A 16,170-nucleotide genomic window follows, 5' to 3' on the forward strand; every position below is an offset into this window, starting at 1 on the left:
TAGAAATTTATAACATTTTGTTTTTTCTTTGCCAAATATTCCGAACAGATTGTGACCCAAAATACTTTATTTAGTCCAATTTTTACATTGTTTTATTTGATATAACATAAAATTCCCCCAACATGAAGAAGGCAATACTATTATTTGCGGCGTTATTCACAATCTCTCTAGCGACGCAAGCCCAAGACACCTGTAGAGTTTGTAAGCCATACAAGTGGGAGGCTGGTCTCCTGATTGGTGCTAACCAAAACTATACCGATGTTCACAGTGATGAATTCTATCTTTCACAAGTACGTCCTATGTTCGGTGCATTTGTACGTCGACACTTCGGCAATTATTTCGCATTGAGAGGTCAAGTAGCGTTCGGACAACTTGCCGGAAACGATATGGATGAACCAAACGGCAGATGGGATTACCGTCGTCTTAAATTTACTACTCCATTAACAGAAGTTGGCTTGTCAGGTGAGTTATATCCATTTGGGGAGCGTAAGTATTTTTGTGATGGAACATTCAAAAGAAACATAACACCTTACATCTATGGTGGTGTTGCGGCAGTATTCACTAACCCAACCGTAACGGTTCAACCAGGTGGTGCTTCTCCTCCAATCCAAAGATTATTAGACGAAGATAAAGCAGAGCTTCAAAAAACGGCTTTTGCTATACCTTTTGGTCTTGGGGTAAAATATAATTTAGCTGAAAGATGGACAGTTGGTTTAGAAGCCGGCTACCGTTATGCTTTCACCGATTACCTTGATGGTACTAGCAAATCAACTACCAGCTTGGTAACAAATGTACCTAAAAAAGATGGTTACGGAATGGTTAACCTGTTAGGTTCTTACCGATTCGGTGATAAAGATACGGATAAAGATGGTGTTGTTGACCGTTGTGATGCTTGTATCAACGAAAAAGGTCTTCGTAAATTCCAAGGCTGCCCTGATACTGATGGAGACGGTATACCTGATAAAGATGATGCCTGCCCTACTCAAGCTGGCCCGATGGCACTAGGTGGTTGCCCTGATACTGACGGTGATGGTATCCCTGATAAAGATGATGCTTGCCCTACTGTAGTTGGTCCTGCTTCATTGAATGGTTGCCCTGATAAAGACAAAGATGGTGTTGCAGATAAAGATGATGCGTGCCCTGATGTTCCGGGTCCTAAATCATTGAAAGGTTGCCCTGATACTGATGGTGATGGTATCACTGATGCAGAAGATGCTTGCCCTACAGAGCCAGGTTCAGCAGCATTGAACGGTTGCCCTGATTCAGATGGTGATGGTATTGCTGATAAAGATGATGCTTGCCCTAAAACTCCGGGTGTTGCTTCTGGTAAAGGATGCCCAGACCGTGATGGCGATGGTGTAGCTGACGATAAAGATAAATGTCCTGACTTAGCAGGTTTACAAACCAACGATGGTTGCCCTGAAGGTTATGTAAACGGTGTTGCTCCAGGTTACAGAACATTGAGCGGTTGTATGATTTCTAAAGCTGAGTTAGATGAATTAAGCTTTGCAGCTCAAGGCATTGAATTCCAGGCTGGTACTAGCAAACTGAAAACAAGCTCATACAAAAAATTAGACCGTGTTTGTGCTTTATTGCAAAGATGCCCAGATAGTATCCTGAACATTGTAGCATACAATGATGGTTCTAGCAGTGCTTCAAACCTTCGTGCAGCTAAATTGCGTTCAAATGCTATCTATGCATACTTCTTGAAGAAAAAATGTATCAGCAAAGCACGTATGACTTACGAAGGAAAAGGTGATGAGGATCCATCGACTCCTTACACTACTCCAGATGGTAAGAAAACAAACACTCGTATTGAGTTCCAGTTGAAATAATTATAACAACTGAATTTATATTAAGAGAGCAGAACTTCAGAGTTCTGCTCTCTTTTTTTCTCTTATATTCTACATTTCTTTGCATGTTTATATATAAGCCTTACAATTTGTGCACAATTTTTGCCATTAAATAAAATCATAAGTAGCATTTTCGGGAAAAGTCGTAATTTTATGCTAAAAATCTGCTAGACTTATGTTAGATCAATTTATTTCTCATATTTATTTCATCAAAAGCATGAAACTAAATCTTAAAAGTATAAACGTTGGCGTTTGTTTGAGTTTATTTTTGAACTCTTCATGCTCTTTTGCTCAAATAGATATTATTAACCCAACAAGTACCTGCCTCGAAACCAAGTATTCATTTACCCGCCAAGGAAGAGTAGAGCAATTATTTCTTAAAAAGTATGATACTCAAGGCAATTTGCTAAGTGACACCAAGACATTCTCGAGCCAATTCTCAGGTAATTATACAGAAGAATATATATACCTGTATGATGCTAAAGGCAACAATACACAAATAACTTTTAGCCATAATAATGTTGTAAAAAACATAACTAAGAAAGAATATGGTATTACAGGTAAATTAACCCAAGAACTTGTTTTTACCAGCGACAACACCAGCCCTATCAAAAAACTAATAATTACAGATTCAGGCTCTGAGCAGATCTTCTTTGATAAAGATGGAGTTACTGAAACCGTAAGAGAGAAAATCGGACTTGACCTTAACGGGCAAATACTTACCAAAGAGGTAACTAGTGCAAATGGTAATCTTGCCTTCTCTGATAAGTATACGTATTTTGCACTAGGCAAAGTGAGCCGATGGGTACATTACGATGCAGCAGATAAAGTAACCACAATTACTAACTACGACTATGATACTGCGGGTAAATTACTTAAAGAAACAACCTTGCGTAATGATGTGTTATATGCTTCAACAGTAAATACTTATGACTCAAAAGGTAACCTTGAGAAAAAAACACGTCTAAATAGTCAGAACAAAGTTGATTATTATTTTACCTACGAATACAATAGCAAAGGTCTCTTAATAAAAGAGAACTATTTTTATAATAATCAGCTTTTAAGTATAAGAGACTTTGGCCATGATGCTAATGGCAACATAATCAAAGAATTATACTCCGATTCAAAAGGCACCTCGACATCTCAGAAAGAGTGGGAGTTCCTTTGTAAATAAGCAAGCTTGCTAAAGTACTTTACGATTTTTTTGACAGTTATTTAGAAAACAAACCACAATGGTAAAAGAAAGTATTGATTTGGTTGCGGAAATAGCCCGACTTAAGAAAGAAAAAAATGCTGTTATTCTGGCTCACTATTACCAAGTTGCTGAAATACAGGATATTGCCGATTATATTGGCGATAGCCTTGGTTTATCTCAACAAGCGGCTAAAACAGATGCAGAAATGATTGTTTTTGCTGGAGTAAGATTCATGGCCGAGACGGCAAAGATATTATCTCCACAAAAGAAAGTGGTTTTGCCTGATATGAATGCGGGTTGTTCGCTCGAAGAATCGGCTCCTGCCGATGAGTTTGCTGCTTTTAAAGCACAACACCCCGACCACATAGTTATTTCTTACGTAAACTGTTCGGCAGCATTAAAAACCCTTACTGATGTAGTATGTACTAGTAGCAATGCTGTTAAAATTGTTGAGAGTTTTCCGAAAGACCAGAAAATAATTTTTGCCCCCGACAAAAACCTTGGTGGCTATATAAACCGTGTAACAGGCCGTGATATGGTGCTATGGGATGGAGCCTGTATGGTTCATGAAACATTTTCGGGTAAAATGATTCAGGATTTAAAAGCCAAACACCCAAATGCACAAGTCGTAGCTCACCCAGAAAGCGAGCAACCTGTGCTACAACTGGCCGATTATATTGGTTCTACAACAGGCTTATTGAAGCACGTAATTAACAGCCCGGAAAAAGAATTCATTGTAGCTACTGAGTCAGGTATTTTACACCAGATGAGAAAAGCAGCACCTGAGAAGAAATTTATCGTTGCGCCTACTGCAAAAAATGGCCATGCTTGCATTGCTTGCTCTGATTGCCCACATATGAAACTCAACACAATGGAAAAACTCTATTTGTGTTTAAGAGACGAAACACCAGAAATTGTTTTACCGATGGATGTGATTGAAGCAGCCAGAAGGCCTATCGAAAGAATGCTTGAGTTATCAGCAAAATTTGGTCTGTAACATTGAAATCTGATACGTAGTTTATATAGAGGTTCGCTTAGTAGGCGAACCTTTGTTTCTTAATTGTCTTTAACAATCTAAATACTTAAATTTTGGCACTCAATTATCCGCTCTACTCTCATGAATATTTTATGGCTAAAGCACTTGATTTAGCAATACAATCGGGTGAAGCAGGCGAAATTCCTGTAGGAGCAATTGTTGTAGCCGGAGGTAGCAAAATTATAGGCAAAGGCTCTAACCAAACCGAGCAACTAAATGATGTAACTGCGCACGCCGAAATAATAGCCATCACTGCCGCTGCACAATTTCTGGGAGCAAAATATCTGAAAGATTGTACTTTGTATGTTACGCTTGAGCCATGCGTAATGTGTGCCGGAGCACTCAACTGGGCACAAATTGATAGAATTGTGTATGGCGCATCTGACTCCAAAAGAGGCTTTAGCAGAGCTACTCCTAACCTTCTTCACCCAAAGACAAACGTTGTAAAAGGCATTCTGGAGAAAGATTGCGAAATTATTCTCAAGAATTTTTTCAAGACTTTGCGAACATAATTTTTCTTGTTAACGTTTAGCCTTTAGGCTGAATTAACTAACACAATTATATTCAACATTTTAAAACTTACTTTAAGATATGGCATACACACTCGATCCGCTCCCTTATGCAAGTGACGCACTGGAGCCTAATTTTGACAAGGCAACCATGGAAATCCACCATGACCGTCATCACCAAGCTTATGTAACAAATCTAAACAATGCCATTGCAGGCACAGAAATGGAAAGCTTGAGCTTGAAAGAACTTTTGGCAAATATCAGTAAATATCCTGCTGCTGTTAGAAACAATGGTGGCGGACACTTTAACCATGATTTATTCTGGAATATTCTTTCACCAAATGGTGGTGGTACCCCTTCAAGTACTTTAGGCAAAGCTATCGATGAGGCGTGGGGTTCGTTTGATGCGTTCAAAGATGAGTTCAAAAAAGCAGCAATCAGTCGTTTTGGCTCAGGTTGGGCATGGTTGTGTGTTGACGACCAAGAGAAACTTTTTATTACCTCTACTCCTAACCAAGATAACCCATTGATGGACGTAGCTGAGAAAAAAGGTATTCCGGTATTAGGTTTAGATGTTTGGGAACACGCTTATTACCTGAAATTCCAGAATAAACGCCCTGATTATATTGATACATTTTGGAATGTAGTTGACTGGGAAGCAGTACAAAAACGCTTCTCAAATGCAAAGAGAGTTATTCCGAACGAATAAACATTATTAAATAATTTTAGAAGGAGATACCTATTTAAGTATCTCCTTTTTTGTTTTTAAGTGGTATCAAAACACCGATTTATTAGAATAATACAATTTACCAGTAAATAAAGATTTTGTAAACTTTTATAGTTTTTGCTATCACATTTGTTAGAAATGCTATAACTTGCATCAAAAACCACAATTTTTTAGGATTCCATACCTGTATGAAGATGATAAATTAACCGCTTATTGTTATATTTAAGTCTATTTTTTACTAATAATAGTTAAAATATTTATTACTTCGTTTTATAATTAACTTATAATGAAAGGAATTATACTTGCCGGAGGTTCGGGTACTCGCTTACACCCACTTACGCTTGCTGTTAGTAAACAATTAATGCCTGTATACGACAAGCCAATGATTTACTATCCGTTGTCAATATTAATGTTGGCGGGTATTAAAGAAATTCTGATTATATCAACCCCTCATGATTTACCTCATTTTAAAAAGTTATTAGGAGATGGCAGCAGAATAGGATGCGAATTTACATATGCAGAGCAACCAAGCCCTGATGGCCTTGCACAGGCCTTTATTATTGGTGCCGATTTTATCGGTAATGATAGTGTAGCACTTGTATTAGGCGATAATATTTTTTATGGAGCGGGCCTGAGCAAACTGCTTCAGAGTAGCACAAACCCTGAAGGTGGCGTAGTGTTTGCTTATCAGGTACAAGACCCTGAAAGATACGGTGTTGTAGAATTTGACGAAAACCGAAAGGCAATATCCATAGAAGAAAAACCGGCAAAGCCGAAGTCTAATTTTGCCGTTCCGGGCTTATATTTTTATGACAACGATGTAGTTGAAATAGCCAAAAACATTCAACCGTCGCCCCGTGGAGAACTAGAAATAACAGATATTAACAGAAAATACCTCGAGAATGGCAAACTAAGCGTTGGCATTATGAACCGAGGAACAGCATGGCTCGATACCGGAACTTTTCCTTCTCTAATGCAAGCTGCACAATTTGTGCAAGTAATAGAAGAGCGTCAGGGTCTTAAAATAGGTTGTATTGAAGAAGTTGCTTATCGTATGGGCTTCATTGACAGTACACAATTACAAAAAATTGCCGAACCACTGGTAAAAAGTGGATATGGTCAGTACCTTTTAAACCTCATTTAATGCCTCAATTTCTGATCTTAAACTTAATGCATATCGGTTTGTCTCTTTCATGAGATTTAGTTAAATTTGCAGGCGTTTGTTCAAATGACGCGTATATAAAATTTTGTTATGACCTCCTTTAAAACTCCCTATAAAATAATATTTTTATTAATTTTCGGTTTCTTTGAAATAGCATATTCGCAAACGCCTACTACCTCTCCTACCAGCGTTGAAAATCTAACTGATAAGCAAATTGAAACTTTTTTGAAAGAAGCCCAAACAAGAGGTCTCACCGAAACTCAGATAGAAGCGGCAGCTCTGGCAAATGGTTATACTGCAATTGACATAGCTAAACTAAGAGAGCGTATTAACCGCTTAAAAACCGGTACTGCAGAGGTAAAACCTACCAACACAAATGATATTAAAACAGATAAAGTTACCCGTGAACAAATTGGCGAATTAGCTGAAAGAACACCAGTAGTGGCATCGGATAAACAGGAAGTAGGCAAGGTCTTAGAAACATTTGGCAGTGAATTGTTCAGCAATAAAAACCTGACTTTCGAACCTAACCTCAGGCTTGCAACTCCAAAAGGATATATTTTAGGCCCTGACGATGAGCTAAAGATTGATATTACGGGTTATGCTTATCAACATTATGATGCAAAGGTTTCGCCTGAAGGCACTATAAAAATAGAAAACCTCTCTCCTATTTATGTAAATGGCAATACGATTGAGCAAGCTAAAGCAAAAATCATCGAACGCTTAAAAACTATCTTTGCCGGTTTGCAGAATGGCCGTTTGAATGCCGATGTTACGCTTGGCAATGTAAGAAGCATAAAGGTTACCTTGGTAGGTGAAGTTACAAGCCCAGGCAGTTATACCGTTTCTTCTTTAGCATCTGCATTTAATGCACTTTATCTATCAGGAGGGCCAAACAAGAATGGGTCTTTCAGAAATATTCAGATATTCCGCAACAATGTTCTTGTAAAAAAAATAGACGTTTATGATTTCTTGCTGAAAGGCACGCTACAAGACAATATCAACCTGCATGACCAAGACGTAATTCTGGTACCTGTTTTTCAGAAAAAGGTTAAAATAGAAGGAGAGGTTAAAAGAATCGGCATTTTTGAGTTAAATGAAAATGACAATTTCAATACTTTATTAGGGTATGCAGGCGGATATACCGAACAGGCTTATACTAACACAATAAATGTACGTAGAAATACAAAAACTGAGAAAAAACTACTAACCTTTGACCCACAAACGAGTACTAATTTTACAGTACAAAATGGTGACCAATTTTATGTAGGCACTATTTTAGACCGTTTTGAAAATAAAGTAGAAATAAGAGGTGCAGTATTCAGACCAGGCGAATACGCACTAGGTGATAAAATAAAAACTATTAAGCAATTAATTGAAAGTGCACAAGGCTTAAGAGAAGATGCTTATGCCAATAGAGCCATTTTGATACGTGAACAAGAAGATCTTGACCAGATGTATGTACCGGTTGACCTGAGTAAATTATTAAAAGGAGAAATAGCTGATATTGAACTGAAAAGACAAGACCAATTGGTAGTAAAGTCAATTGTAGAGATTCGTCAAGAAAGAGTCGTTAACATAGAAGGGGCTGTTAATAATCCGGGGGTTTTCCCTTTTGCCGAAAATATGTCGGTAAAAGATATTATTTTATTAGCTGGAGGCTTTACAGATGGTGCAACAGGTAAAAAAATTGAAATTGCTCGCCGGCTTTATAATGACGAGTTGAGTGCAAAAACGGTACAGATTATTTCAGTTGATATATCGAAAGAATTGAATCCGGCAGAAGGAGGCGCAAAACTGCAACCTTTTGATAAGGTTTTTGTTCGAAGTTTGCCAAATTATGAAGTGCAGCAACCAGTTTATATAGTAGGTGAAGTTAACTACCCTGGTACATATACAATTGAAAATAAAACAGACCGATTAAGTGATTTGATTGACAGAGCAGGGGGGCTACGCCAAGAAGCATATATAGCCGGGGCTAAACTTTACAGAAATGATAAACTTGTATTTGTTGATTTTGACAAAGCCCTGAAAAATAAAAATACAGCTTCTAATCTTATTCTTGAAAATGGCGACAGAATAGAAATCCCCAAAGAAAGACAAACGATTGCTATTGGTGGGCAAGTTTTAAACCCAACGAGGGTTGCGTATCAGCCTGACTTCTCTTTTAATGACTATATCGCACAAGCAGGTGGGTTTACAGATAGTGCTTTTGTGAAAAAGACTTACGTACAATATGCAAACGGAAGTACTAACAGAACTCGTAGTTTCTTTGGGATAAAAGTTTACCCAAAAATACAACAAGGTATGAGTATCTATGTTCCGACAAGAAATAGAGTCAGAATGTCTCCGGCAGAAAGAATAGCTATCGGAACAGGATTTGTTTCATTGTCTGCCGTATTACTTACATTGATACGCCTTATTTAGACTTAAAGGTAATTATTATCACATAAACCCAACTAGCATGAAAAATTGGTTTGTGGTTTATACTAAGCCTAGGCAAGAGAAAAAAATTGCCAATGAATTAACAAAAATAGGAATAGAAGCCTATTGCCCTGTAAAGGTTGTAGCACGGCAATGGTCTGATAGAAAGAAAAAAGTTGAAGTTCCCTTATTTACATCATATTGTTTTGTGTATCTGGAAGACTCTGATAGAAATAAAGTATTTCAGGTCTCAGGGGTTTTAAGGTATTTATTTTGGCTAAAAAAGCCAGCCATTGTTCGAGACAAGGAAATAGCAGAAATTAAAAGGTGGTTAAATGAATATGACCACGAGCAGATTAGTATCAAGCAGTTTCAGAATAACGAACGTGTAATAATAAAGTCGGGCATATTAATTGATAAAGAAGCCATCGTTATGAAGCAGAATGGAAATCAATTAATGTTACAACTTGAAAGTTTAGGGTTTGCTCTATATGTATCTCAGTCTAATATTATAGTAAATCCGATAGAAAACAAAGAAAAGCAAATTACCTAACAAAGTAGTACGATATTTTTTATTAAAAACTATACTGTTAGCATTTTAAAATAAATTTTCCCTGACCTAATAGTTAAAAATGGGACTCAGGACGGCGAAGCCGTATTTAATTCTTTGGTTTTAAGATAAAAGTAGTATAAAACAAAAATAATGGAAGAAGTAAAAGACGATATTATTGCATTTAATTTAAAGGCTTTCATTCAGATAATATGGAAAGAAAAACTTCTTCTTTTGGGTATTGTTGCAATATTCTTAGGAGCTAGTGCTTATTATGCTTTTACTAAAAAAGACGAATTTATTTCTGAAGGGCAGATATTACCTGAACTTGCCTCAAAAGGCAATAAATTAAGAGGTCTAGCCGGATTGGCAAGTTTAGCGGGGGTTGATATAGCAAGTAGTGGAGATGGAACAGATGCTTTCCGCCCAGATTTGTATCCAGATATATTACAAAGTACTCCTTTTTTTCTGGATTTATTTAAACAAACTGTTACTACAAAAGATAATAAACAAATATCATTCGAGAATTTTTATCATCAGGTAATAGAGCAAAACAAGGAAATACCGCAAAAGAAAATCACAAAATTTCCGGTTAAAGAAAATGGTTTTTTAGTTTTAAACACCTTAAGCGAAGATAGAATTAAAGACCTGAAAAAGAGGATTCAGACGAGTATTGATATAAAAAGTGGCATAATAAGTATTTCGGTTAAAATGCCCGACCCAGTTGTTGCCGCTAGTCTTGCACGCTTTTCTATGATTTATCTTACTAATTATATTACTCATTATAGAACAGATAAAGCCCAAAAGAACTTAGAATTTTTGAAAGAAAAAGTTGATGCCGCCAGAGGTAAATTTTATTCAACACAAGCAAAGAGAGCTCAGTATAGCGACCAGTTTCAGTTGCCTACTATCCGCTTACAATCTGCCGACGTTCAAAGAGAAAGAATAGAGTCAGAATATCGTACGTCTTCTGTATTCTATGATGAGTTAGTAAAGAAATACGAAGAGGCAAATATCAATTTTCAAGAATCAATACCTGTATTTCAGGTATTAACTCCTCCTGCCGCTCCTACACAAAAGAGCGAACCTAAAAGAGCAATTATACTTCTAATAGGTATAGTAGTAGGTGGAGTTATAGCTTTATTTGTTATTATGCTAAGAAAACAAAACTATAAAAAGGTATTTGAAATTTAAACATTCGCACTCAATTAACATTAGATATCATATATTAACCAATTGGTGTGAATTAAATTTAACACCGATTTTTTGAATCAAAACAACGCAATATTCCATGTCATTTACTTTAAAAGATAAATCAATCCTTATTACCGGAGGAACCGGATCTTTAGGCAAAGCCCTCACTGGTCATATTTTATCAAAGTACCCTGAAATTAAAAAGCTTATCATCTTCTCAAGAGACGAGCAAAAACAATTTCAGATGGCGCAAGAGTATCCTGACACTAAATATCCTCAGATAAGATATTTTATAGGAGATGTGCGTGATTTTGAAAGAGTTAAAAGAGCACTAAGAGGCGTTGACTATGTAATACATGCAGCAGCAATGAAACATGTTCCGATTGCGGAGTACAACCCAATGGAATGTGTAAAAACAAATATTTTAGGTGCTGAAAACATCATCAATGCTTGTTTAGAGACAGATGTAGAACGTGTAGTTGCATTATCGACAGATAAAGCTTGTGCCCCTATCAACCTTTATGGTGCTACTAAACTTGCATCTGATAAATTATTTGTAGCAGCTAACAATATTAAGGGTTGGAACCCTATCAAGTTTTCGGTAGTAAGATACGGAAATGTAATGGGCTCAAATGGCTCTGTTATTCCGTTCTTTATTAATAAAAGAAAAGAAGGTATTCTTCCTATTACTGACCCTAGCATGACCCGCTTTAATATTTCTCTACAAGGTGGAGTAGACATGGTAATGCATGCCTTAGAACACGCTTGGGGTGGAGAGATATTTATCCCTAAGATTCCATCATATCGTATTCTTGATATTGCTCAAGCTATTGCCCCTGAGTGCGAAACGAAAGTTGTGGGTATCAGACCCGGCGAAAAAATACATGAAGAAATGATTTCAGAGTCAGATTCTTTCCTTACTTATGATCTTGGTAAATATTATACTATTCTTCCTTCGATGCATAAATGGAAACTTGATGATTTTATCAGCCAGTTTGGGGCAGTAAAAGTACCTATCGGATTCAAATATAATTCAGGCGAAAACACTGAGTGGGAAACCGTAGAAAACCTAAGAGCATTGATCAAGGAACACGTAGACTCAACTTTTGAAGCTTAATTAAATGGACGCAATTCCTTACGGAAAACAAAATATAACCGACGAAGACATTGCCATTGTCATCGAAACGCTTAAAAGCCCGTATCTAACACAAGGGCCTAAAATCAAAGAGTTTGAAGAGAATTTCGCAAAATATGTAGGAGCGAAATATGCAGTAGCCTTGGCTAATGGAACAGCCGCTTTGCATTTATGCGCAATGGCTTTAGGTGTAAAAGAAGGTGATAAAGTTATTACAACTCCTATTACTTTTGCAGCATCAGCCAATTGTGTTCGTTACTGCGGTGGAGAGGTTGTATTTGCTGATATTGAACCAGATACATATCTGCTTGATATAAATGCAGTAAGAGAGTTGTTAGAACAATCTCCGAAAGGCACTTATAAAGGAATTATTCCTGTTGACTTTGCTGGAAGAGCTGTTAATCTGGAAGAATTCCGTAAACTTGCAGACGAATATAATCTCTGGATTATTGAAGATGCTTGTCATGCACCAGGCGGTTACTTTGTTGATTCGAAGGGGCAAAAACAAAGCTGTGGTAACAGTAACTTTGCAGATTTAGCAATTTTCTCGTTTCATCCTGTAAAGCATATAGCTAGTGGTGAAGGTGGTATGATTACTACAAACGACGAAAATCTTTATAAAGCTCTCTTGAAACTGCGCACGCATGGTATCGTAAAATCTGACGATTTATATGTAAATACCATTGAGTTTGCTGGTGGTAAAGATAAATATCCGGGGTGGTACATGGAAATGCAGACATTGGGATACAATTATAGAATAACTGATTTTCAGGCTGCATTAGGCGATAGCCAACTAAAAAGAGCAGACGAAGGTTTGGTTAGAAGAAGAGAAATAGCCAATAATTACTACGCTGCTTTTAAAGATATTGATGCTATCAAAGGCCAATCAGGCGTAGTAGAAGGCCATGCTTACCATTTGTATGTTATCGAGGTAGAAAATAGATTAGGGCTTTATAATTATCTGAGAGAGCATAATATTTTTGCTCAGATACACTATATCCCATGCCATCTGATGCCATATTACAGAGATTTAGGCTGGAAAGAAGGTGATAAACCAAAGGCCGAAACCTACTATAAGCATTGTATCAGCTTGCCGATGTACCCTACCCTCACTGAGGCGGAGCAAATGTATGTGATAGATACTATTAAGGATTTTTTATCATAATATACTTATAGAACTGTCTTTAGTAAGTCTTGCTAATAATTATCTGTATTATATTATAAATATTTTATCTTAAATAATTATGGCCAAGTTAGCTGTAATACCAGCTCGCGGTGGAAGTAAACGGATACCACGAAAAAATATAAAAGATTTTTGTGGACTCCCAATCATAGCTTATTCTATCAAAGCAGCTATAGAAAGTAATCTATTTGATGAAATAATAGTTTCAACTGATGACCAGGAGATTGCATCAATAGGGCTACAGTACGGAGCAAGCGTTCCTTTTTTGCGCTCGGAGGAAAATGCCAACGATCATGCTACCACTGCTTCAGTATTAAATGAAGTTTTAAATAATTATTCTTCTTTAAACAAAGATTTTGCTTATGCTTGTTGTATTTATCCTACAGCACCATTCGTATCAGCTGATAAATTAAAAGAAGCGCATAATTTATTGATAAACCGTGGCTTTGATACAGTATTACCCGTACAGTCTTTCTCTTTTCCGATCCAAAGAGCTTTTTTAAAAGAGAATGACAGAGTAAATTGGATGGAGCCGCAATATGCTCTGACCCGCTCACAAGATTTGCCTAAAGCATTTCATGATGCAGGCCAGTTTTATTTTTTCAATGTAAATTCATTTTTACAAACTCAAAAACTAATTACTACCAATTCAGGCGCTATTGAGATAAGTGAACTAGAAGGGCAAGATATCGATAACGAAACCGATTGGAAATTAGCAGAGATGAAATTCAGCTTAATCTATAATGAGAAACTACCTGTGTTTAAATAAACAAGGATTTAGCATCGATAAATATTCTATTGTTCCGCTCAGAGATGAAGACAAATATGATATTATGCAATGGCGTAATGAACAGATTTATCATCTAAGACAGGCCGAACCACTCACTAAAGAAAAACAGGAATGGTATTATGAGAATATAGTAGCTCAATTGTTTCAACAAGAAAAGCCGAATCAAGTACTATTCTCTTACTTAGAAAATGATGTGTGCATCGGGTATGGTGGGCTAGTTCATATTAATTGGATAGATAAAAATGCAGAAGTATCTTTTATCATGAATACAAAGTTAGAAGCTGAAAAATTTGAATTCCATTGGTCGGTATTTTTACAATTGCTCGAAAGAATTGCTTTTGAAGAACTTCAGTTTCATAAAATCTACACTTATGCTTTTGATTTGAGACCTCATCTTTACGAAGCATTAATAAAAAACAATTTCCACAATGAAGCTCGGCTTGTTGGCCATTGCCTGTTTGAAAATAAATTTATTGATGTTTTAATTCATTCAAAATGGGCACCCAAAAGTATAATATAGCATTATTAATCAGCGGAAATTTAGGTTATACTGTCCTTTTACATTTAGTAAAAAGGTTCAATATTACAGCTATTTTCACAGACAGGAAGTCTACTAATATTATTGATTTTAGTAATCAAAATAAAGTCCCTGTTTTTATTGGTAATCCACGCAATAATAAATCTCTTGAGTTTGCAGAAAAATTAAATATAGATATTATCCTTTCTATAAATTACCTATTTATTATCGAGAAAGGACTGATTAATCTAGCCAAAAAGTATGCGGTTAACTTCCATGGGTCATTACTACCAAAATATAGAGGACGAACTCCTCATGTATGGGCGATAATTAATGGAGAAAAACAAACAGGCATAACGGCTCATATCTTAACTGAAGGACTGGATGCCGGACCAATTTTAGAACAAGTTATAATACCTATCTCTGATACAGATACAGGGTTTACAATCTTAGAAAAGTATTATGAGTATTATCCCTCGCTGGTTGACAAAGTTTTAGAGAATATAGAAATTAACGAGCCATATGAACAAGATTCAACTTTGGCAACTTATTTTTCTAAGCGAGAGCCGGAAGATGGAAAAATTATATGGGATTGGCATAAAGAACGTATATACAACTGGATTAGAGCATTGGCAAAGCCATATCCCGGAGCTTTTTTCTATCATAATTTTAAGAAAAAAGTTGTACATTCGTCTAATTATAATAGTTTAGGTTTTAAAGATACTGATGCAAATGGACTGATTTTAGCAATAGAGGAAGATGGGATAATAATAAAAACATCGAATGGTGCTATGAAGCTGTTCGAGATTGAAGATTATAACAAAAATGACTTTCAAATAGGAGAAATAGTAGAATGATGAAGATAGGAAATTATAATATCGGAAGAGACCACAAACCTTTCATTATAGCCGAAATGAGTGGTAACCATAACCAGTCATTAGAAAGAGCTTTAAAAATTATAGAAATTGCAGCTCAATGTGGGGCCGATGCTATTAAGTTGCAAACATATACCGCAGATACATTGACGATTGATCACAGAGGAGGATTGTTTGATATAGAAGATAAAACGTCTCTTTGGAAAGGCAGAAATTTATATGAACTATATCAGGAAGCTTATACGCCTTGGGAATGGCACGAAGCAATGTATAAGTGTGCAGCAGATAATAATGTTATTTGTTTTTCAACACCTTTTGATGACACAGCCGTTGATTTTCTAGAAAATCTTAATACACCAGTTCATAAAGTTGCCTCTTTTGAAAACAATCACCACCCTTTGTTAAAAAAGATAGCAAAAACTGGTAAACCCGTTATTATGTCTACCGGTGCAAGTACACTTGCTAACTTAGATGAATCAGTAACGGTATTAAGAGAAAATGGTTGTAAAGATTTAGTATTATTAAAATGTACAAGTAATTATCCGGCAAGCCCTGAAAACTCAAACGTCCGTACGATTCCCCACTTAAGAGATTTATTCCAATGTGAAGTTGGCTTGAGCGACCATACAATGGGCATTGGTGTTCCGTGTGCTGCGGTAACGCTTGGAGCAACAGTAATAGAAAAGCACTTTTGTTTAAGCCGTGCAGAAGGAGGTGTAGATTCAGCATTCTCTTTAGAGCCTGATGAACTTAAATCATTAGTTATAGAGACCGAACGCGCTTGGCAATCATTAGGCCAAATTCAATATGGCATCCAAGATTCTGAGAAGAAAAGTCTTTTGTTCAAGCGTTCTATATATGTTGTAAAAGATATTAAAGCAGGTGAAATATTTACTGAAGAAAATATACGAGTAATACGCCCAGGCGATGGTATTCATCCCAAATATTTTGAGGGGCTACTGGGAAAAACTACTTACAAAAGCTATAAAAGGGGAGATGCACTTTCATTGTAATTAATAA

General features: G+C 36.4%; 15 protein-coding genes. All 15 read left to right on the forward strand.

The genetic code is table 11. The features are described 5' to 3' along the window. Positions 1-122: 122 nt before the first annotated feature. The 15 genes from porG to pseI all read left to right on the forward strand — a co-directional run bounded on the left by porG (position 123) and on the right by pseI (position 16,163). On the forward strand, positions 123-1,835 hold the full coding sequence (gene porG, locus WAE64_RS07690) for a type IX secretion system protein PorG (protein WP_340235674.1): 1,713 nt from the start codon (positions 123-125) through the stop codon (positions 1,833-1,835). A 235-nt stretch (positions 1,836-2,070) separates the two neighbouring features. Next, on the forward strand, positions 2,071-3,027 hold the full coding sequence (locus WAE64_RS07695) for a hypothetical protein (protein WP_340235675.1): 957 nt from the start codon (positions 2,071-2,073) through the stop codon (positions 3,025-3,027). A 58-nt stretch (positions 3,028-3,085) separates the two neighbouring features. Further along, entirely contained in the window at positions 3,086-4,045 is a 960-nt protein-coding gene (gene nadA / locus WAE64_RS07700) for a quinolinate synthase NadA (RefSeq protein ID WP_340235676.1), read from the forward strand. An 89-nt stretch (positions 4,046-4,134) separates the two neighbouring features. Continuing rightward, entirely contained in the window at positions 4,135-4,596 is a 462-nt protein-coding gene (locus tag WAE64_RS07705) for a nucleoside deaminase (RefSeq protein ID WP_340235720.1), read from the forward strand. 79 nt (positions 4,597-4,675) lie between these two features. Continuing rightward, a complete protein-coding gene (locus tag WAE64_RS07710) occupies positions 4,676-5,302 on the forward strand; it encodes a superoxide dismutase (protein WP_340235677.1) in 627 nt (208 codons plus the stop codon). A gap of 304 nt (positions 5,303-5,606) precedes the next feature. Then, positions 5,607-6,464, forward strand: a complete 858-nt coding sequence (gene rfbA / locus WAE64_RS07715; RefSeq protein WP_340235678.1) for a glucose-1-phosphate thymidylyltransferase RfbA — start codon at positions 5,607-5,609, stop codon at positions 6,462-6,464. A 108-nt stretch (positions 6,465-6,572) separates the two neighbouring features. Then, a complete protein-coding gene (locus tag WAE64_RS07720) occupies positions 6,573-8,909 on the forward strand; it encodes an SLBB domain-containing protein (protein ID WP_340235679.1) in 2,337 nt (778 codons plus the stop codon). 37 nt (positions 8,910-8,946) lie between these two features. Further along, positions 8,947-9,459, forward strand: a complete 513-nt coding sequence (locus WAE64_RS07725; protein WP_340235680.1) for a UpxY family transcription antiterminator — start codon at positions 8,947-8,949, stop codon at positions 9,457-9,459. 150 nt (positions 9,460-9,609) lie between these two features. Next, positions 9,610-10,650, forward strand: coding sequence for a Wzz/FepE/Etk N-terminal domain-containing protein (locus WAE64_RS07730; RefSeq protein WP_340235682.1), 1,041 nt, complete (start codon positions 9,610-9,612; stop codon positions 10,648-10,650). Positions 10,651-10,747: 97 nt separating this feature from the next. Beyond that, complete coding sequence (gene pseB / locus WAE64_RS07735; RefSeq protein WP_340235683.1) at positions 10,748-11,767, forward strand: UDP-N-acetylglucosamine 4,6-dehydratase (inverting); 1,020 nt, start codon at positions 10,748-10,750, stop codon at positions 11,765-11,767. 4 nt (positions 11,768-11,771) lie between these two features. Continuing rightward, entirely contained in the window at positions 11,772-12,950 is a 1,179-nt protein-coding gene (gene pseC / locus WAE64_RS07740; protein ID WP_340235684.1) for a UDP-4-amino-4,6-dideoxy-N-acetyl-beta-L-altrosamine transaminase, read from the forward strand. Positions 12,951-13,029: 79 nt separating this feature from the next. Further along, complete coding sequence (gene pseF / locus WAE64_RS07745) at positions 13,030-13,737, forward strand: pseudaminic acid cytidylyltransferase (protein ID WP_340235686.1); 708 nt, start codon at positions 13,030-13,032, stop codon at positions 13,735-13,737. After that, positions 13,712-14,278: a GNAT family N-acetyltransferase gene (locus WAE64_RS07750; protein ID WP_340235687.1), complete on the forward strand. Its 567-nt coding sequence runs from the start codon at positions 13,712-13,714 to the stop codon at positions 14,276-14,278. Before pseF ends, WAE64_RS07750 begins: the two co-directional genes overlap by 26 nt. Beyond that, positions 14,254-15,132: a methionyl-tRNA formyltransferase gene (locus tag WAE64_RS07755; RefSeq protein ID WP_340235688.1), complete on the forward strand. Its 879-nt coding sequence runs from the start codon at positions 14,254-14,256 to the stop codon at positions 15,130-15,132. Before WAE64_RS07750 ends, WAE64_RS07755 begins: the two co-directional genes overlap by 25 nt. After that, on the forward strand, positions 15,129-16,163 hold the full coding sequence (gene pseI, locus WAE64_RS07760; RefSeq protein WP_340235689.1) for a pseudaminic acid synthase: 1,035 nt from the start codon (positions 15,129-15,131) through the stop codon (positions 16,161-16,163). Before WAE64_RS07755 ends, pseI begins: the two co-directional genes overlap by 4 nt. The last annotated feature ends 7 nt before the right edge of the window (positions 16,164-16,170 follow it).

The sequence above is a fragment of the Emticicia soli genome (assembly GCF_037860775.1).
Lineage (GTDB): Bacteria > Bacteroidota > Bacteroidia > Cytophagales > Spirosomataceae > Emticicia > Emticicia soli.

What these genes read in the sequence shown, in the direction of transcription:
- porG (WP_340235674.1), top strand. Translation starts at nt 123, where the DNA reads ATGAAGAAGGCAATACTATTATTTGCGGCGTTATTCACAATCTCTCTA.
- WAE64_RS07695 (WP_340235675.1), top strand. Translation starts at nt 2,071, where the DNA reads ATGAAACTAAATCTTAAAAGTATAAACGTTGGCGTTTGTTTGAGTTTA.
- nadA (WP_340235676.1), top strand. Translation starts at nt 3,086, where the DNA reads ATGGTAAAAGAAAGTATTGATTTGGTTGCGGAAATAGCCCGACTTAAG.
- WAE64_RS07710 (WP_340235677.1), top strand. Translation starts at nt 4,676, where the DNA reads ATGGCATACACACTCGATCCGCTCCCTTATGCAAGTGACGCACTGGAG.
- rfbA (WP_340235678.1), top strand. Translation starts at nt 5,607, where the DNA reads ATGAAAGGAATTATACTTGCCGGAGGTTCGGGTACTCGCTTACACCCA.
- WAE64_RS07720 (WP_340235679.1), top strand. Translation starts at nt 6,573, where the DNA reads ATGACCTCCTTTAAAACTCCCTATAAAATAATATTTTTATTAATTTTC.
- WAE64_RS07725 (WP_340235680.1), top strand. Translation starts at nt 8,947, where the DNA reads ATGAAAAATTGGTTTGTGGTTTATACTAAGCCTAGGCAAGAGAAAAAA.
- WAE64_RS07730 (WP_340235682.1), top strand. Translation starts at nt 9,610, where the DNA reads ATGGAAGAAGTAAAAGACGATATTATTGCATTTAATTTAAAGGCTTTC.
- pseB (WP_340235683.1), top strand. Translation starts at nt 10,748, where the DNA reads ATGTCATTTACTTTAAAAGATAAATCAATCCTTATTACCGGAGGAACC.
- pseC (WP_340235684.1), top strand. Translation starts at nt 11,772, where the DNA reads ATGGACGCAATTCCTTACGGAAAACAAAATATAACCGACGAAGACATT.
- pseF (WP_340235686.1), top strand. Translation starts at nt 13,030, where the DNA reads ATGGCCAAGTTAGCTGTAATACCAGCTCGCGGTGGAAGTAAACGGATA.
- WAE64_RS07750 (WP_340235687.1), top strand. Translation starts at nt 13,712, where the DNA reads ATGAGAAACTACCTGTGTTTAAATAAACAAGGATTTAGCATCGATAAA.
- WAE64_RS07755 (WP_340235688.1), top strand. Translation starts at nt 14,254, where the DNA reads ATGGGCACCCAAAAGTATAATATAGCATTATTAATCAGCGGAAATTTA.
- pseI (WP_340235689.1), top strand. Translation starts at nt 15,129, where the DNA reads ATGATGAAGATAGGAAATTATAATATCGGAAGAGACCACAAACCTTTC.